General features: G+C 41.5%; 14 protein-coding genes. 2 read left to right on the plus strand and 12 right to left on the minus strand.

Features of this window, described 5'->3' with window-relative positions:
• Positions 1–202: 202 nt before the first annotated feature.
• Positions 203–691 carry a QueT transporter family protein gene (locus ACQ4KW_RS18120; protein ID WP_430883839.1) on the minus strand — a complete coding sequence of 163 codons (489 nt, stop codon included), beginning with the start codon at positions 689–691 and terminating at the stop codon, positions 203–205.
• A 303-nt stretch (positions 692–994) separates the two neighbouring features.
• On the opposite strand from ACQ4KW_RS18120, the gene ACQ4KW_RS18125 reads away from it, so the two are divergent.
• A complete protein-coding gene (locus tag ACQ4KW_RS18125; protein ID WP_430883840.1) occupies positions 995–1,270 on the plus strand; it encodes a 2Fe-2S iron-sulfur cluster-binding protein in 276 nt (91 codons plus the stop codon).
• A gap of 125 nt (positions 1,271–1,395) precedes the next feature.
• Here ACQ4KW_RS18125 and ACQ4KW_RS18130 read toward each other — a convergent pair whose 3' ends face one another.
• From ACQ4KW_RS18130 to ACQ4KW_RS18140, 3 genes are read right to left on the minus strand one after another with little or no spacing between them, the layout of a single operon-like run.
• Positions 1,396–2,913 (minus strand): hypothetical protein, encoded by a 1,518-nt coding sequence (locus tag ACQ4KW_RS18130; protein WP_430883841.1) that lies wholly within the window; start codon positions 2,911–2,913, stop codon positions 1,396–1,398.
• A 14-nt stretch (positions 2,914–2,927) separates the two neighbouring features.
• Positions 2,928–3,602 (minus strand): class I SAM-dependent methyltransferase, encoded by a 675-nt coding sequence (locus ACQ4KW_RS18135; protein WP_430883842.1) that lies wholly within the window; start codon positions 3,600–3,602, stop codon positions 2,928–2,930.
• Positions 3,602–3,949 carry a cupin domain-containing protein gene (locus tag ACQ4KW_RS18140; RefSeq protein WP_430883843.1) on the minus strand — a complete coding sequence of 116 codons (348 nt, stop codon included), beginning with the start codon at positions 3,947–3,949 and terminating at the stop codon, positions 3,602–3,604. The genes ACQ4KW_RS18135 and ACQ4KW_RS18140 overlap by 1 nt, the downstream gene beginning before the upstream one ends.
• Before the next feature lie 306 nt (positions 3,950–4,255).
• On the opposite strand from ACQ4KW_RS18140, the gene ACQ4KW_RS18145 reads away from it, so the two are divergent.
• Complete coding sequence (locus ACQ4KW_RS18145; RefSeq protein WP_430883844.1) at positions 4,256–5,680, plus strand: MATE family efflux transporter; 1,425 nt, start codon at positions 4,256–4,258, stop codon at positions 5,678–5,680.
• A gap of 78 nt (positions 5,681–5,758) precedes the next feature.
• Here ACQ4KW_RS18145 and ACQ4KW_RS18150 read toward each other — a convergent pair whose 3' ends face one another.
• The 8 genes from ACQ4KW_RS18150 to purM all read right to left on the minus strand — a co-directional run bounded on the left by ACQ4KW_RS18150 (position 5,759) and on the right by purM (position 15,447).
• Positions 5,759–8,047, minus strand: a complete 2,289-nt coding sequence (locus ACQ4KW_RS18150; protein ID WP_430883845.1) for a beta-glucosidase family protein — start codon at positions 8,045–8,047, stop codon at positions 5,759–5,761.
• A 176-nt stretch (positions 8,048–8,223) separates the two neighbouring features.
• The gene (locus ACQ4KW_RS18155; RefSeq protein WP_430883846.1) at positions 8,224–8,838 is read right to left on the minus strand and encodes a lactate utilization protein; all 615 of its coding nucleotides are present in this window, start codon (positions 8,836–8,838) and stop codon (positions 8,224–8,226) included.
• 144 nt (positions 8,839–8,982) lie between these two features.
• Complete coding sequence (locus ACQ4KW_RS18160) at positions 8,983–9,873, minus strand: GGDEF domain-containing response regulator (protein WP_430883847.1); 891 nt, start codon at positions 9,871–9,873, stop codon at positions 8,983–8,985.
• A 44-nt stretch (positions 9,874–9,917) separates the two neighbouring features.
• Entirely contained in the window at positions 9,918–10,679 is a 762-nt protein-coding gene (locus tag ACQ4KW_RS18165; protein WP_430883848.1) for a hypothetical protein, read from the minus strand.
• A gap of 194 nt (positions 10,680–10,873) precedes the next feature.
• A complete protein-coding gene (gene purD, locus ACQ4KW_RS18170; protein ID WP_430883849.1) occupies positions 10,874–12,133 on the minus strand; it encodes a phosphoribosylamine--glycine ligase in 1,260 nt (419 codons plus the stop codon).
• A gap of 29 nt (positions 12,134–12,162) precedes the next feature.
• Positions 12,163–13,695: a bifunctional phosphoribosylaminoimidazolecarboxamide formyltransferase/IMP cyclohydrolase gene (purH, locus tag ACQ4KW_RS18175; RefSeq protein WP_430883850.1), complete on the minus strand. Its 1,533-nt coding sequence runs from the start codon at positions 13,693–13,695 to the stop codon at positions 12,163–12,165.
• A gap of 133 nt (positions 13,696–13,828) precedes the next feature.
• Positions 13,829–14,425: a phosphoribosylglycinamide formyltransferase gene (gene purN, locus ACQ4KW_RS18180; protein WP_430883851.1), complete on the minus strand. Its 597-nt coding sequence runs from the start codon at positions 14,423–14,425 to the stop codon at positions 13,829–13,831.
• Complete coding sequence (gene purM, locus ACQ4KW_RS18185; RefSeq protein WP_430883852.1) at positions 14,416–15,447, minus strand: phosphoribosylformylglycinamidine cyclo-ligase; 1,032 nt, start codon at positions 15,445–15,447, stop codon at positions 14,416–14,418. The genes purN and purM overlap by 10 nt, the downstream gene beginning before the upstream one ends.
• Positions 15,448–15,457: the final 10 nt, after the last annotated feature.

Here is a 15,457-nt window from a genome sequence, read left to right on the forward strand (position 1 = left end):
TTATGTGTATATTACCAACAACTCATATACTATCTTTTCTTCTCAGCCTTGTCAATAATGCTTAGGACCACTTGTAGGAAACGTCCAAGAACAATGTACATTTTATCCTGCAAGACAGTATATCAAATTTCATCTACATGCTAAGACTGCGAAACCAATGGGTTTCGCAGTCTTAATAATTCTAGTATCGAGTGCTTGAAGTTTATTCCTGACCAACAAGAATATCCATAAGCTTTTCATTCTTTAAAATGGCCGTCTTAAACAAGATCACTCCCGCAACCGAAACAACCACAAACTCCCCAAAGGCCACTTGAGCCATAGTCAAAACAAGGGGCAGTTGATATAAAACATTTAGCATAATACCAATAATTACGCCGTTAACAAGGACAGGCCACAAAGAGGCCACAAAAATATTTTTGGTTCTTGATACAAGTTCCACACTAATATAAGTGGCCAATGTACCAAATACAATATCCATAACACCAAGTTGTGAATACATATTGGCGAGTAGGCACCCCAGCACAAGGCCCGGAATGTATTTTCTATCAAGAAATGCTAAAAGCACAAGTATTTCTGATAGTCTAAATTGAATGGGTCCATAGCTTATTGGAGCCAGTCCAATTGTCACAGCCGCATAGAGGGCAGCCACTATCGCACTAAAGACAAGGTTCTTTACAGATTCTGAACGCATAGTCATTTTCCTTTCTACATCTATTGAGTTTTAGGCACTTAACCTTACAAGCGACAAATCAAATGTGGCATTTAGGCCACTGGTCTATTTTTATTATGTCTCAAATTTAAAAGAACAGAATAAAAATTATCACACTCTTATTTTAATGTCAACGACAAAATGTCCCATATTTCTGGGTATGTATGAAATAGAGGTCTTACAAGTGTGGAGAAAGAAAACAAGAAATACTTAAACTATACCTATTTCGTATCCTTTGCAGACGTGTTATAATGAGAATAAATATCAAGTAGGAGGTCATCAAACATGACTCAGGTTACCTTTCAAAAAACGGCTGAAGTAAAAAAAGGCAAATCCTTGCTCCAAATTGCAAAAAAAGAAAACATAAAAATAAAATCCCCTTGCAAGGGCAAGGGCAAATGTGGAAAATGTTTGGTCAAAATAATTTCTGGCACAGCCAACCCACCGACTAAGAATGAAATCAAGGGCTTAAGCGAAAAGAAACTTAAGGAAGGTTACCGTTATGCATGCGAGATCACTGAAATGGAAGACCTTGTTGTTGAATGGGAAAAAGACAAATAATCATTCATAGTTTCTGATTCTTAAATATCTATATAGGGTGAAGGCACTCTAATGATATTTTACAAGTCGCTCAAAACAAATAAAACCGCTTCTCCAGCATATTATACTTGAAGAAGCGGTTGTTTTTATGCAGGTCCTGCATATTCCATGGTCAAGCTTGCACCAAAGCTGTCATTGAACTTGTCTATATACTCCTGAGCAGCCACCATTTCAAGAATAGGTTGGCGCTCAGCATAAAGTCTTAAGGATACCTTAGACCCTTCTATGGCAATTTGTATATCCTCAATTGTTCCCGACTCACTTCTATCAAGCTTTTCAGAAAGCCCCAGTAAAATCGCCAGGTCACTCAAACGTTGAAATTCTCGCTTTGAGACCACTGTCTCATACGGACTTAGGTCTATCTTTAATTTTTCATTCCTATGCATACCAATTAAATAGGCGCATGCAATGATTTCTTCGTTTGTAAGTCCACAAAGTCTTGAATTCATGGCCAAATAAAAGCCATGAATGTGGTGGTTGTAATACTCTATATGCATGCCTATATCATGAAGCAGTGACGAGGCATGGACAAGCTTCCTGTACTCATCTGTAAAGCCGTGAACCAGTTTTAAATTGTCAAAGAGTTTTAGGGATAGATTACGCACTTGCTTGCTATGCGCCATGTTGACATCATATCTCTTGGTGATGTTCTCAAGACTATGATCAAGCACATTGTCCACTTGAATCGGTGTGTTTCTGGCCTTAGCATATTGTTTAAAGAACCAGCCTTCTCGAAGACCATTCCCGCTTATAATCAACTCTTGGGCTTCAAGAGTTTCCATTATAAGTTTAATCGGCAATACGCCACCAGCCATAATGTCTGCTCTTTTTTTATTGATGCCGCTAACCTTGCCTAGGTCTGAAGGCTCTGACACCAAAATTTTTTCAAACATTTTATCGCAAAACTTACGCGAGACCCTATAATTATGAAGATAGAGCGACTGTAAATCTTTTTGATTTCTGTCCACTTTGGCAAATGTACGAATAACACCGCCAAGCCCCACCACAGGAATCCCTTTCAAGTTTTTAAGCCATGGCACATCTTTAAACAAAGACTGTATGGCCTCAATAGCATTCTCGATGCCATTTTTTCCTGCATTCACGTAGTTTTCCGTTAAAACAACTGAACCGATTGGAAGACTCACAGCTGCTCGTTCTTTCCGATTCTCAACCCAAATCAACTCTGTCGAGCCACCACCTATATCAACAATAAGGCAGTTGTCTATATCGATGGTATTAATCACCCCAATATAGTCATAATGGGCCTCTTCTTCTCCTGATAAGACTTTGAAATCAAATCCAACTTCGTCTCGAACCAAGTTGAGAAACTCATCCTGGTTTTCAGCCATTCGAACCGCGGCTGTTGCAAGGGCAAACACCTGGTCTGCACCATAGGCTACAGACAGTTTTTTCAGGAGTTTCAAGGCTTCTACAGTGCGTCGCATGGGTTCAGCTTTTAAGGTTTTTTCAGGTCCCATATCTTCTGAAAGACGCACCATTTCTTTTGCTTGATCCAACAAGGTATAGGAACCATCTTTATTAATATGAACAATATTCATTCTAACTGAGTTGGACCCCAAGTCAATAATAGCGTATCTTTCCATGAGCGCCTCCAGTGCTATATTTTCTTCAACCAGTACATCCTGTTGACTGTTTCAAACTCTTTCATTTCAATGTCATAGCCATTCACGTATTCAAAGTGACCTTCAAGTAGATCATTGATAATGGCCTCGTCCATGTTCCAGAAGATTAAACCCGATTCTTCCTCATAACAGTTGTCTGCAATTTTTCTAAAGTCTTCATCCTCTTCAAAAACAGCCTCTTCATAGACCGGGTTTAGCTTAACAAGAACACTGGCTCCTTTTTTTAAGACTCTTGAGAGGGATTCTATCAAGTGCTTGGCATCATCAGGATAGAGGTTGTCCAGTATATTGAATAGAATGGCTCCATCAAATACATCTGCCTCTAAGTTCTCAAGACTTTCCAGTCCTCCATTCTCAAAAGAAAATCTTCCGTCAAGCTTGCTATCTTTTACAACCGCACTGGCTGTTTCAATACCTCGGGCTGATATGTCTATGCCTAGACCAGATTTCACACCGAACTTTTCTGATACCATGAGGGCTTTTCCATTCCCGCACCCAAAGTCCAGCACATGCTTTGCGTTATCGCCTAACCATTTGAGTCCATCAATGATACCCGGGTAAGGTATTTTGGTGTCAACTGTGAACTTGGGAGCACCATCAAAAACAGCGTCCCAGTACATAGATATGTCTTTATAGTTGTATTTGCTCACTATTTATGTCCCTCCAAAGGTACAATACAGATAAAACGCAGCTTTGTATCGCCTACATTTTTGAACTGGTGTCGTTCGTTATTTGGTACATAAGCATATGAACCCGCCTTAATTGGGTTTTCCTTTCCATTTAAGAAAAGTGTGCCTTCACCTTCTATCACATAATTAATATGAGGCCAGTCATGACTATGCTTTGGTGTGTATCCACCAGGTTCCAGTTCAAAGACTCTAAGAACATTGTCTTCCCAACCTTCTTCTGGAGAAACCAAAACTTTCATAACAGCATCTTTTACCTCTGGGTGGTCCACTACAGAACCCATTACATTATTTTCATGTCCTAATGGCATATTTATCATCCTTTCTATATCATTAACTTACACTCTAAATGATGCGCTTACAAAACATTTTAAATAAACTCTATATCAGTGCTTCTTCTAAGGCACTCATAGAGGGCTTAGAATCAAAGCGCCTTAAATACCATGTAACAAACAAGGGCTAGGATCTATCATATGAGCTACTGTGTATAGAGCTCATATGATTATTATAACACGAGTGCTTTTGTTACAAATATATTTCGACTCCCTAATTATTCGGAAGACAAAATAGTTTTATGCTATAATTGTCCTATCTATTTGCGGAATTATTCAAACCATATGAGAGTCATTTTACGAGATAAATCTAACCGAGGTGCAGATGTGGACTATTTAAGAAAAAGAGACTTAATTCTACACGGCCCAATGCTCAAGGTCATCCTTGTCTTATCCGGCCCTGTTATGCTGACAAATTTCATACAGACACTTTATAACCTGGTCGACACATATTTTGTCGGATGGCTTGGGACCACTGAAATTGCGTCTGTTCAGTTTATTTGGCCTGTCATATTTTTAATGATGTCCATCGGCATGGGACTTTCCCTTGCCAGTACGAGCCTTATTTCACAGTATACTGGTGCCGATTCCCATGAAAAAGCCAAAAAGGTTGCAGGACAAATATTAACCCTCTCCACTGTGCTTGCGGTGACCATTGGTTCCATCGGATTCATTTTTACTGGTCCCTTGCTAAGACTCATGCAAGCTGATGGTGCCCTATATACAAATGCCAAAGCCTTTTTAGAGATTATGTTCCTCGGACTCCCTTCCGTGTTCTTAATGTTTTCTTACTCAGCCATTAAAACAGGCCTTGGTGACACATACACACCTATGAAAATCAGTGCCATGAGTGCCGTTTCCAATATGTTTTTAGATCCTTTGTTTATGTTCACTTTTGGATTTGGACTTCGAGGGGCAGCTATTGCAACGGTTTTGGCTCGGGCAGTTTTTGGAATATACGCTGTTTTAACCCTCTTTAACCGATCAAATGATTTTCATATTGAAATAAGCGATTTAAAACCTGATTTTACTTTTTTATCCCAAATTGTCCGTATGGGACTTCCAAACAGCTTTGGACAATCCATGACATCTCTTGGATTTATGATTATGAACATTTTTATAGTGGGTTTTGGTCAAGCCACACTCACGTCATTTGCCATCGGCAATAGAATTTCAGGGCTTATACTCATGCCCGCTATGGGTGTTGGCAGTGCCTTGGCATCCATAGTTGGTCAAAACATTGGTGCAGACAATTTAAAGCGTGCCAAAGAAGCTGTTAAAACCAGCGTCTTAGTGACCACTGCAGTCCTCATTGCAGGGGGATCACTCATACTCTATTTTGCACAGGATATTGTCATGATATTTTCTGATGACCCACTTGTTATCAATCAGGGCACCTACTATGTCAGACTTATAACGGCATCCCTGCCTTTAATGGGTATTTACCAGATTCTTATAGGCACCTTCCAAGGGTCTGGTCACACTGTCTTTGCCATGATAATGATGATGGGCAGACTCTGGTTCTTCAGACTCCCCCTTATTATCCTACTTGGGCGGTTCACAGATCTTGGTTCAAATGCCGTCTGGTACTCCATGATCACTTCAAACTTCCTTATTTGCCTTGTGGGCACAGCCATATACTTTAGTGGTAAATGGCACACTAAAACAATCAAGACCACACCCAATCGTGTTGGCGTTCCAGCCAAATAGACTTATATTTTCACGCCCACCAGTTATACGGTGGGCTTTTTTATGCCTTATTTTTTATGCCTTATTTCTTATGTCTTCCTAGGCCTCATCCTTGTCCCGCTTCTTTATCAGGGACAATTCCAAATGGTCTAGAAAATCCTCGCTCACAAGTCCCCCAGAGAAATTTACAAGTTTAACAAGGGGCATTTCTCTAAACATAGCCACAATAGGATGGTTTAAAATGTCCTCATCAAGAGGTATAAAGGGTCTAATAACCTCCAGGAGGACCTCCTTGCCCTGATCATCCTCCAGCCATTCACTTAAGTAGGAATACTTTGACAAGTAGGGCCTATGCTCTTTCCTGTTCTTCGCTTCAATGGCTATAGAAACTTGAATGTTTTCACTGGAATCACCAAACTCAAGAAATATTTGTCCAGGTTCCAACTCAAATTCAGAGGTTGTAACATTATAATACGATAGATCTTCCGCCTCTATGGACACTTGCACACTTTTGCTTTCTCCCGGTTGGAGGGCTATTTTTTCAAAGGCCACCAGTTGTCTATAAGGGTATTTGACCTTGGCATCTGTTCGTCTACTATAAACCTGTACAACGGTTTTTCCCGGTTTATCACCTGTGTTTGATACGCCTACACTGGCTTTAATGACTTCACCTGGAGATATGGTCTGCCCACTAAGCCTTGCACCATCAATGCAAAAGCTTGTATAGGAAAGTCCATAACCGAATGGATAAAGACTCTTAATCCCCGTTGTTAAAGCATACCTATAGCCTACAAAGAACCGGTCGCTATAATAGAGCTTGTCATTCTCCCCTGGAAAATGAAGGGCTGATGGTGTATGTCCCTCTGAAAGTGGCCAGCTTACAGGAAGTTTACCCGAAGGATTCACGACCCCAGTCAGGACATCCGCAAGGGCCTGTCCCATACCTTCCCCACTGAGCCAAAGCATGAAAAGACCCTTGACTTCATCCACCCAGTCAGACACATCAACTGGCCCACCAGCCTGTATGCCTACGATAACATTTTCTTGTAGATGGCTCACCTTGGAAATCAAATACTCCTGCTCCATAGGAAGACTTATGGAAACCTTATCTCCCCCTTCACCATCTAAGTTGCTCTTGCCATCCATTTGACCTGTATTTGAAACCAGGACAAGGGCCATGTCGCTCTTTTCTATTTCCCTGGATGTGTCCTCATTGATTTCATCAACAAGGACAAGCTCCACCGCGTCTCCAAGACCACGGTGCAGAGCTTCCACTGGATCATCCACTTCTTTTGGTCTAACTTTTGAGCTTCCCTGTCCTTGAATAAGGGGATTCTTCCAACCTCGACCGACCAAGACAAGACGCTTGAGGGTGGTTTTATCAATAGGAAGAACGCCTTCATTTTTTAGTAAAACAAAGGATTCGGACGCTGCATGAGTCGCAAGTCCATGGTGTTCTAAGGCTTGTCCGGAGCCACCCACTTTCATATTTCTCATTAAAATACATTTAAGAAGCCTTCTAACAGAACGGTCTAAGATGGCTTCGTCAATTCGACCGGTCTCCACAGCCTCTACAATAGCTTCATCATGCATTTCAAATCCTGGCATTTCAAGGTCAAGTCCTGCCTGCAAGGCTTTTAACCTGTCATAAACGGCTGCCCAGTCTGAAATAACCATGCCCTCATATCCCCATTTGTTCCTTAGGATTTTTGTGAGAAGTTCTTCTGACTGGGAGCAGTAGGTCCCATTGATTTTGTTATAAGCGCTCATAATAGCCGCGGGCGGTTCATGGTCAATAAGGCGTTTGAAGGCCTTTAAATACATTTCATGAAGGGTTCGTTCATCCACGACAATGTCGACTGTCATCCTTCTGTATTCAGAATTGTTGCATACAAGATGCTTGACCACTGCCCCAACCCCTTGTGACTGGATACCCCGCGTCATGGCTATACCACAGGCGCTTGAAAGCACTGGGTCTTCTGAAAAAAACTCAAAATTTCTTCCCCCTAAGGGTGTCCTGACAATATTGATTCCTGGTGCCAATAAAAGATCCACTCCCAGCACCTTTGCTTCTCGCCCCATAGCTTGCCCTAGGTGGTTGATGAGGTCCATATTCCAAGTGGCAGCCATAGCTGAAGCTGTCGGAAAACATGTTGCTTTTTTTGTTGATGTCTCAATGGCATCCGCAACCCCCATGGCCATAATCCTTATTTGACTCATAATACCGGTTTCAGCCAGCCGAACGCCGTGGGGGCCATCTGTAATGGTTAATGAAGGTATGCCCAGTCTTGCAACGGCCTTCGTCTTCCACAAATCAAGCCCTGAACAAAGGCTAGCCTTTTCCTCGAGGGTCAGTTCATCCATCCATCTCTCTATTTGATGATCCACTATGACCTCCTTTTCAAAGCAAAAATTAATCCTACCCGATTCATACCCCTTTTTTGCTTATTTTTATGTTAATTTTTCCTAAAATTCTAGCACTTTTTCAAAATAAAAGAAGCCATCTAAGCAGTAATTACCACTTAAATGACTTCTTCTATTTTGCTTCTTACATTCAAATTATTTTAGAAACCAAGGGCTTCATTTATTATGACAACTTGCATTCTATCCCTGTCTGACTGGCCGCTCAGTGTAACAAAGGCATTACAAATTCTTGTCTCACCCTCACATTCAACACACTTCCCAGCTTCAATACAAGGAGACCCAGCGCCAGTTCGTTGGGCATTTCTTGGGGCTGCTTCATTTCGTGCTCTGTTTAGGGCATCTTCAAGATTTTTCTCAATCTTATTGATGCCGACCACAACAATGACTTTATCTGGACCATATAAGAGGGCTGCAACTCGGCTGCCACTATGATCAATATTGACCAAATGACCAGACCTTGATAGGGCATTTGTGCCCGTAATATACCAGTCAGTCATTAAGGCCTTCTTCTTAAGCAGTTTCTTTCCCATATCTGTTTGGACTGTTGTCTTATCATAAACAATATGCCCTTTTTCAGATAAGGTTGCAGAAAGATCCAGATCTTTAACCGTTCTGGAGTTCCCTATGCCAATTGTGGCATCCTTGGGTATCCATGACAGAATCGCTTCTTTCGCATCCGCTGCTGATTCAAAATAATGTGCATTAATATTGCGTTTCGAAAGATTCTGAATAATTGATTCGATATTGTCTCTCATCTAACTTCAACTCCTGAATCTTGGCAAGTCATTCATATCCCCGTATGCCAAGGTATACTGATATGTTGTTTTCCCCCTTTATTATGCCATAAAATCATCAAAATAAACACCTTTGGACAATTTGTTGTCGATTTGTAACGATCGTCATTCCGACTCTACAATGCGGTTTCGCCCAGCTTCCTTGGCCAAATAGAGTCTTCGATCAGCCACTTTAATCAAGTCGTCGATGGTGACGCCACGGGTGTCAAAGTCCTTCATATCAGAAATACCGCCACTAAAAGTGAAGTTTATATTGAAAGATTTAAACTTATAAAACTTTTCCTCAACAACCTTTCCTAGCCTGGTGACAATTTCAAGGGCTGTCCACTTGCTACAGTCCACAAAGAGTATAATAAATTCTTCACCGCCATACCTGGCCAAGAGATCATAGGTTCTAATATGGTTCTCAATTTCCTCTGTAAAAGCCTTAAGGATAAAATCACCGGCCTGGTGACCAAACCTGTCATTTACATTTTTAAAGCGGTCAATATCAAGCATGGCTATGGCATTATTACTGCCCAGCCGACAAGCTCTTGATATTTCCTCATTGGCTCGCTTAAAGAAAAAATTTCGATTATAGACACCTGTTAAGGGGTCATTCATGGCTTGAAAAAGTAGGTTCCTTTCATAGACAGTACGTTTAATAACAGCTTCAATCCGGCTGATTATAACATCTTCATTCAGGGGCTTTGTTATATAATCATGAGCACCATATTCAAGCCCTGTACGAATGTCATGCCCCTCACTCATGGCAGACACAAAAATAACAGGGGTATCAGTATGCAGATCCATGCTCCTAATTTGTCCAAAAAGATCATAGCCTGAATAATCGGGGAGCATAATATCAAGGAGTATTAAATCAAAGGGGGTCTTTTCAGCAATTTTTAACATGTCCTCGCCATTGTCGACCGTTTTCACTTCATAGTTTGCCAAAATATCTTCCATGATTTTTAAAGTTGTATGGTCATCATCTACAACCAGTATTTTAAAACCCATACGCCACCTCCACTTCTATGAAATATATACCCCCCGGTGATTTGTTACGCCATTTGTTCCCTTAACTCTTTTTCTGATACAACACGGTCCTTTTCTATATAAGGGTTGTTAATCAGTGCTGTTAAATACAGGTATGGAAAGTTCGTTTTCAAGTGTTTCATATAATGTGTCCACTCTACACCGAGATGTTTGTAGACCCTTTCAATATCAAACTGAATGTGCTCTAGGTCAAACTCGGAGAGCCCACCGTCATATCTTAAGGCCAGTTCCTCTTGAAGGTGCATGACAGCCATGAGAAGTTCACTGAAGGAGTCATGCTCAAGGAGAGAGGGGTTGGCAATAAGAGTGATAATAAGATTCTTATTGTTATCAAGCATTTCTTTAAGTGCTCCAATATCAATGAGAGAGGCATCCAAGTTATACTTGTGTCCCTTTAATTTTTTGCCCAATTTTTCGAAGTCTTCTTCCTTCCAGTTCATGTCAAGATTGCAATTTGCCTTTACCTCAGTCAGCTTTAAATCAGCCCCCGCACAGACCCTTAACATTTCATGACCGAACTCACTGAAAAATAGACCCACCAACATATTCAGTTTTTTGATTAAATGGCTTTTCTCACGCTTTTCCAGTATGCGGTCAATGACAACTGTCACAAAGAAGACCTCAAGAGGAATAAAAGCTATGTCTGCCACCAAAAATATAAATAAGTGGTGCGCATCATGAAACATCAAGAAATGTACATAGTGCAGTATGACGGATAATCCTATGAGGATGATCCCAATAATAAATAGATCCTTATGTTTTTTCATCGTCATCTCCTATTATGTATGCCTTTACTTATAAACGCCTTTGTCATTATAGGGTTTCAGTCGCCCAATTTCAATAAAATACCTTTATTTTAGGCAGACAAAAACCGGCACTGTGGGCTCCTCCACATATGCCGGTTTCATTTTTTTTGCTTTAGTGACCCATAATTAGGGTCTTAACTTGCCCAAATGTTCGCTTAGTTTTTTATGAGCATGCCGATATCGGTTCTGTATTGCATACCGTCAAATTTCACATTTTCCAGCTGTCCATAAACAGATGTACGGGCTTCCTTAATATTCATCCCCCTGCCAATAACACCTAGAACACGACCGCCATTTGTTTTAACTGACCCGTCTTCTAACTTTGTTCCGCTATGGAAAACAAGGTCACAGTCATCAAGGCCCTCTATGGCTCTTCCTTTTGGATACGAATTTGGATACCCTTCACTGGCCAGTACCACACAAATATAAGTTTCTGGATTCCATTTGAATTTAACCTGACTTAACCGCTGATCTAGTATGGCTTCGGTCACATCAACAATATCATTTTCGAGTTTTGGCATAACCGCTTGTGTTTCAGGGTCACCAAATCGAACATTAAACTCAAGAACACGAATGTCTTTACCGTCTATCATAAGCCCGATAAAAATCACACCTTTATAGTCCATGTTCTCCATTTCAAGACCTTTTCGAATGGGCTCAAGGACTGTATCATGGACCTTCTTTTCAATCGTATCTGTATAAATCAAGTTGGGTGAATAAGTGCCCATGCCACCAGTATTAGGACCTTCATTGTTATCAAAAATTCGCTTATAATCTTGAACGCTCTCCATAGGGGCTATGGATTTTCCATCCACAAAACACAGCACGGAGGCTTCAAGTCCCCCTAAAAATTCTTCAACAAGTATCGTTTCTCCCGCTGAACCAAAGATTTTCTTAACCATCATGTCTTCCATGGCTTCTAGGGCTTCTTCTTCCGTTTTGGCAATGACAACACCCTTACCCGCTGCCAGACCATCTGCCTTAATAACCATTGGATAACCAAAAACGCCGACATTTTCCTTAGCTTCTTCAAAATTTGTAAAGACTTTAAAATTGGCAGTCGGTATGCCGTACTTTTCCATAAATCGTTTGGAATAAGCCTTGCTGCCTTCAAGTCGTGCTGCCTCTGCATCTGGTCCAAAAACCTTGAGCCCCGCCTGCTTGAACTTATCAACAACACCTGCCACAAGGGGCACTTCTGGTCCAACCACTGTCAAATCTATTTTTTCATCAAGGGCGAAAGCTTTCAACCCTTCAATATCATCTGGTGCAATAGCCACATTTGTGCCCTTTTCCATCATGGCTGTACCGCCATTGCCGGGTGCGACAAAAACCTGCTCCACACGTTCACTCTTTGCAAACTTCCATGCCAGCGCATGCTCACGGCCACCGCCGCCAATAATCATTACCTTCATGATAGCCTCCTAAGTTGTACTCCCGCGTACTAGTGCTTAAAATGTCTCATACCCGTAAAGACCATTGTTATTCCATATTTATTGGCCATGTCAATGGACTCCTGGTCCCGAACTGATCCTCCTGGTTGAACAATTGCAGTTACCCCTGCTTTTGCAGCTGTCTCCACGCAGTCACCAAATGGGAAAAATGCATCTGATGCCATAACACTGCCCTTGACCTGAATATTGGCCTGGGATATGGCATGTTCCACCGCCCAAATTCGACTCACCTGTCCTGGGCTCAGGCTCACTGTCTGGTTATTCTTAGCCAGAACAATTCCGTTTGACTTAATATGCTTGACGGCCTTCCATGCAAAGAGAAGGTCTTCCATTTCACTTTTGGTTGGAATACGCTCAGTTGCAACCTCAAATTCGTCCTTCATAAGCTGGTCATTGGAGTCTTGAACAAGGAGTCCGCCACCAACCTTTTTAAGATCCATACCACTTGGTTCACGCTCTGTAATTTGCTTGAGTTCCAGTAGACGTATGTTTTTCTTGCTTGTTAGTATTTCAAGTGCCTTTTTATCAAAAGATGGTGCAATAACAATTTCGATGAAGATGTCATTTATTTTTTCTGCGGTCTGGGCATCAATTTCCCTATTCGCCGCTACAATACCACCAAATATTGATGTGGGATCACATTCATAGGCCTTTTCATAAGCTTCAAAGATTTCTCTCCCCGTACCAATGCCACAAGGGTTGGTGTGTTTCACTGCCACAACAGTGGGTTCTGAGTATTCTTTAAGAGCTTCAATGGCACCGTTGGCGTCATTGATATTGTTAAAAGAAAGAGCCTTGCCGTGGAGCTGTTTGGCATTTGACAAAGACCCCACCGCACCTTTTACTTCTTTGTAGAAGCTGGCTGACTGATGAGGGTTTTCACCGTATCGAAGGTCTTGTACTTTTTCCCATGTCATGGTTAGGGTTTTAGACGGTTTTTGACTTGTTTTTTCTCTGAAATAGCCAGCGATTAGGGCATCGTAGTGAGCTGTATGTTCAAAAACCTTCCAAGCCAGTTCCATTTTGACTTCCGCAGGGATCGCACCTGATTTCATGGCTTCTATAACTCTATCATAATCAGCCGGATCAGTGATCACGGCCACATCATTGTAATTCTTTGCCGCTGACCGCAGCATGGTTGGACCGCCAATATCTATATTTTCAACAATATCCTGGTGGCTTGAATCCGGTTTTAAAAGCGTTTCTTTAAATGGATACAAGTTCACAACCACCATATCGATTGGAAGGATTTCAAGTTCGTCCATTTGCCTTTGGTGGTCTTCGTTGTCTCGAATTCCTAAAATTCCACCATGGACCTTTGGATGAAGGGTTTTCACACGACCATCTAAACATTCAGGAAAATTTGTGATTTCACTGATATTTTTCACATCGATTCCAGATTCTTTTAGTAGTTTTTCCGTTCCACCTGTTGAAATAAGTTCCACACCCATTTCAGCAAGTGATGTCGCAAACTCGACTATGCCTGTTTTGTCGGACACACTGATTAGCGCACGTTGTACCATTTCTTAAGCCCTCCGATTTTCTTACCCCAGTTATTTGCTCAGGCGCCAGCAAAATATGTATGTCAAACTTATATGCCGTTTTGCTAAACGCTCAAGACACTTCCAGATTTTTTGTTAATTTATGATTTTCGTTTTAGATTTTATGTCTATTTGCTGAAAAGTTTTTTGCTGTTTCTACTATGAGCTTGTGTTCTAAAGCGTGAATTTTAGCTTTAAGTGATTCCAGACTTTCTCCCTTTGCCACCTTGACTTTCTCCTGAACGATGACCGGTCCAGAATCCACTCCCGCGTCGACAAAGTGAAGGGTTACCCCTGTTTCCTCATCTCCATTGTCAAGCACAGCTTTATGGATCACATCGCCATAAAAGCCCTTTCCAGAATACTTTGGAATGAGGGCTGGATGTATGTTTATTATACGTTTTTCATATTTCTGCACAAGTTTTTCCGTTAGAATGCTTAAATAGCCAGCAAGCATTATAAAGTCAATCTTGTGATTTTCTAAGACTTCCATAATTCTTTCATCGCGATTTTTCAAGCCATCAAAGTCTTTTTTATTTAAAACCATACATGGTATATTATGCTTTTTTGCTCTTTCAATGCCATAAGCCCCTTGTCTATCTGAGATGACCAAGGTCAAATTGGCATCAATTTGACCTGACTCAACGGCATCAATAAGGGCCTGTAAATTGGTCCCGCCCCCTGAAATAAAAACTGCAAAGTTTAAGGACACAATACAACCCCCTCATTACCAGCTTCAATATTACCGATAACAAAGGCCTTTTCCCCTGCTTCGTTAAGGGCCTTTAATGCCTTGTCTGCATCTGCTTTTGAAACTGCAGCAACAAAACCAATGCCCATATTGAAAGTATGGAACATTTCAAGGGTTTCCAGATTCCCGTGTGCTTGAATCAGTTCAAACACTTCTGGTTTTTCCCAGTTGCTCTCTTTGACATTCGCCTGAAGGCCTTGCGGCAACATTCTTGGAATATTTTCATGGAAGCCCCCACCCGTAATGTGGCTCATGCCATGGACTTCCACTGCATCAAGAAGGGCCTTGACCCCTTTTACATAAATCTTTGTTGGTTCTATTAAATACTCTCCAAGCGTCTTTCCCGATTTTCCGACCACTGATGTCATATCCATTTTCCCTTGATCTAAAAAGATTCTTCTGACCAAAGAATACCCGTTGGAATGAACACCGCTCGACTGAAGACCTATAAGGACATCTCCGTCTTTAATTTTGCTGCCGTCAATGATCTTGTCTTTCTCCACAACGCCTACGGCAAAGCCTGCCATATCATATTCGCCTTCTGTATAAAACCCAGGCATTTCAGCAGTTTCACCACCAAGCAGGGCCATGTCTGACTGACGACAGCCATGAGCAACACCACTCACCAGGTGGGCCGCCTTTTCCGCTTGAAGCTTGCCTGTGGCAATATAATCAAGGAAGAATAAAGGCTCTGCACCTTGGCAAAGAATATCATTCACACACATGGCTACAAGATCAATACCCACTGTGTCGTGCTTATCCATTAAAAAAGCTATTTTCAATTTGGTTCCCACGCCATCTGTTCCTGAAACGAGGACAGGGTCCTCATAAGATCCCAGTCTGAACAATCCGCCAAAACTTCCTAAATCACCAATCACTCGGTCGCTAAATGTACTGCGAACATGTTCTTTCATAAGCTCTACTGCTTTATAGCCTTCTTCCACATTCACGCCGGCTTCGGCGTATGCTTGACGATTATCCATAATTCTCTCT

Source organism: Tianxiuia mixotrophica, from assembly GCF_050596425.1.
Lineage (GTDB): Bacteria > Bacillota > Clostridia > Peptostreptococcales > Acidaminobacteraceae.

What these genes read in the sequence shown, in the direction of transcription:
- purH (WP_430883850.1), bottom strand. Translation starts at nt 13,695, where the DNA reads ATGGTACAACGTGCGCTAATCAGTGTGTCCGACAAAACAGGCATAGTC.
- ACQ4KW_RS18125 (WP_430883840.1), top strand. Translation starts at nt 995, where the DNA reads ATGACTCAGGTTACCTTTCAAAAAACGGCTGAAGTAAAAAAAGGCAAA.
- purM (WP_430883852.1), bottom strand. Translation starts at nt 15,447, where the DNA reads ATGGATAATCGTCAAGCATACGCCGAAGCCGGCGTGAATGTGGAAGAA.
- ACQ4KW_RS18145 (WP_430883844.1), top strand. Translation starts at nt 4,256, where the DNA reads ATGAGAGTCATTTTACGAGATAAATCTAACCGAGGTGCAGATGTGGAC.
- ACQ4KW_RS18130 (WP_430883841.1), bottom strand. Translation starts at nt 2,913, where the DNA reads ATGGAAAGATACGCTATTATTGACTTGGGGTCCAACTCAGTTAGAATG.
- ACQ4KW_RS18160 (WP_430883847.1), bottom strand. Translation starts at nt 9,873, where the DNA reads ATGGGTTTTAAAATACTGGTTGTAGATGATGACCATACAACTTTAAAA.
- ACQ4KW_RS18140 (WP_430883843.1), bottom strand. Translation starts at nt 3,949, where the DNA reads ATGCCATTAGGACATGAAAATAATGTAATGGGTTCTGTAGTGGACCAC.
- ACQ4KW_RS18155 (WP_430883846.1), bottom strand. Translation starts at nt 8,838, where the DNA reads ATGAGAGACAATATCGAATCAATTATTCAGAATCTTTCGAAACGCAAT.
- ACQ4KW_RS18120 (WP_430883839.1), bottom strand. Translation starts at nt 691, where the DNA reads ATGCGTTCAGAATCTGTAAAGAACCTTGTCTTTAGTGCGATAGTGGCT.
- ACQ4KW_RS18165 (WP_430883848.1), bottom strand. Translation starts at nt 10,679, where the DNA reads ATGAAAAAACATAAGGATCTATTTATTATTGGGATCATCCTCATAGGA.
- purD (WP_430883849.1), bottom strand. Translation starts at nt 12,133, where the DNA reads ATGAAGGTAATGATTATTGGCGGCGGTGGCCGTGAGCATGCGCTGGCA.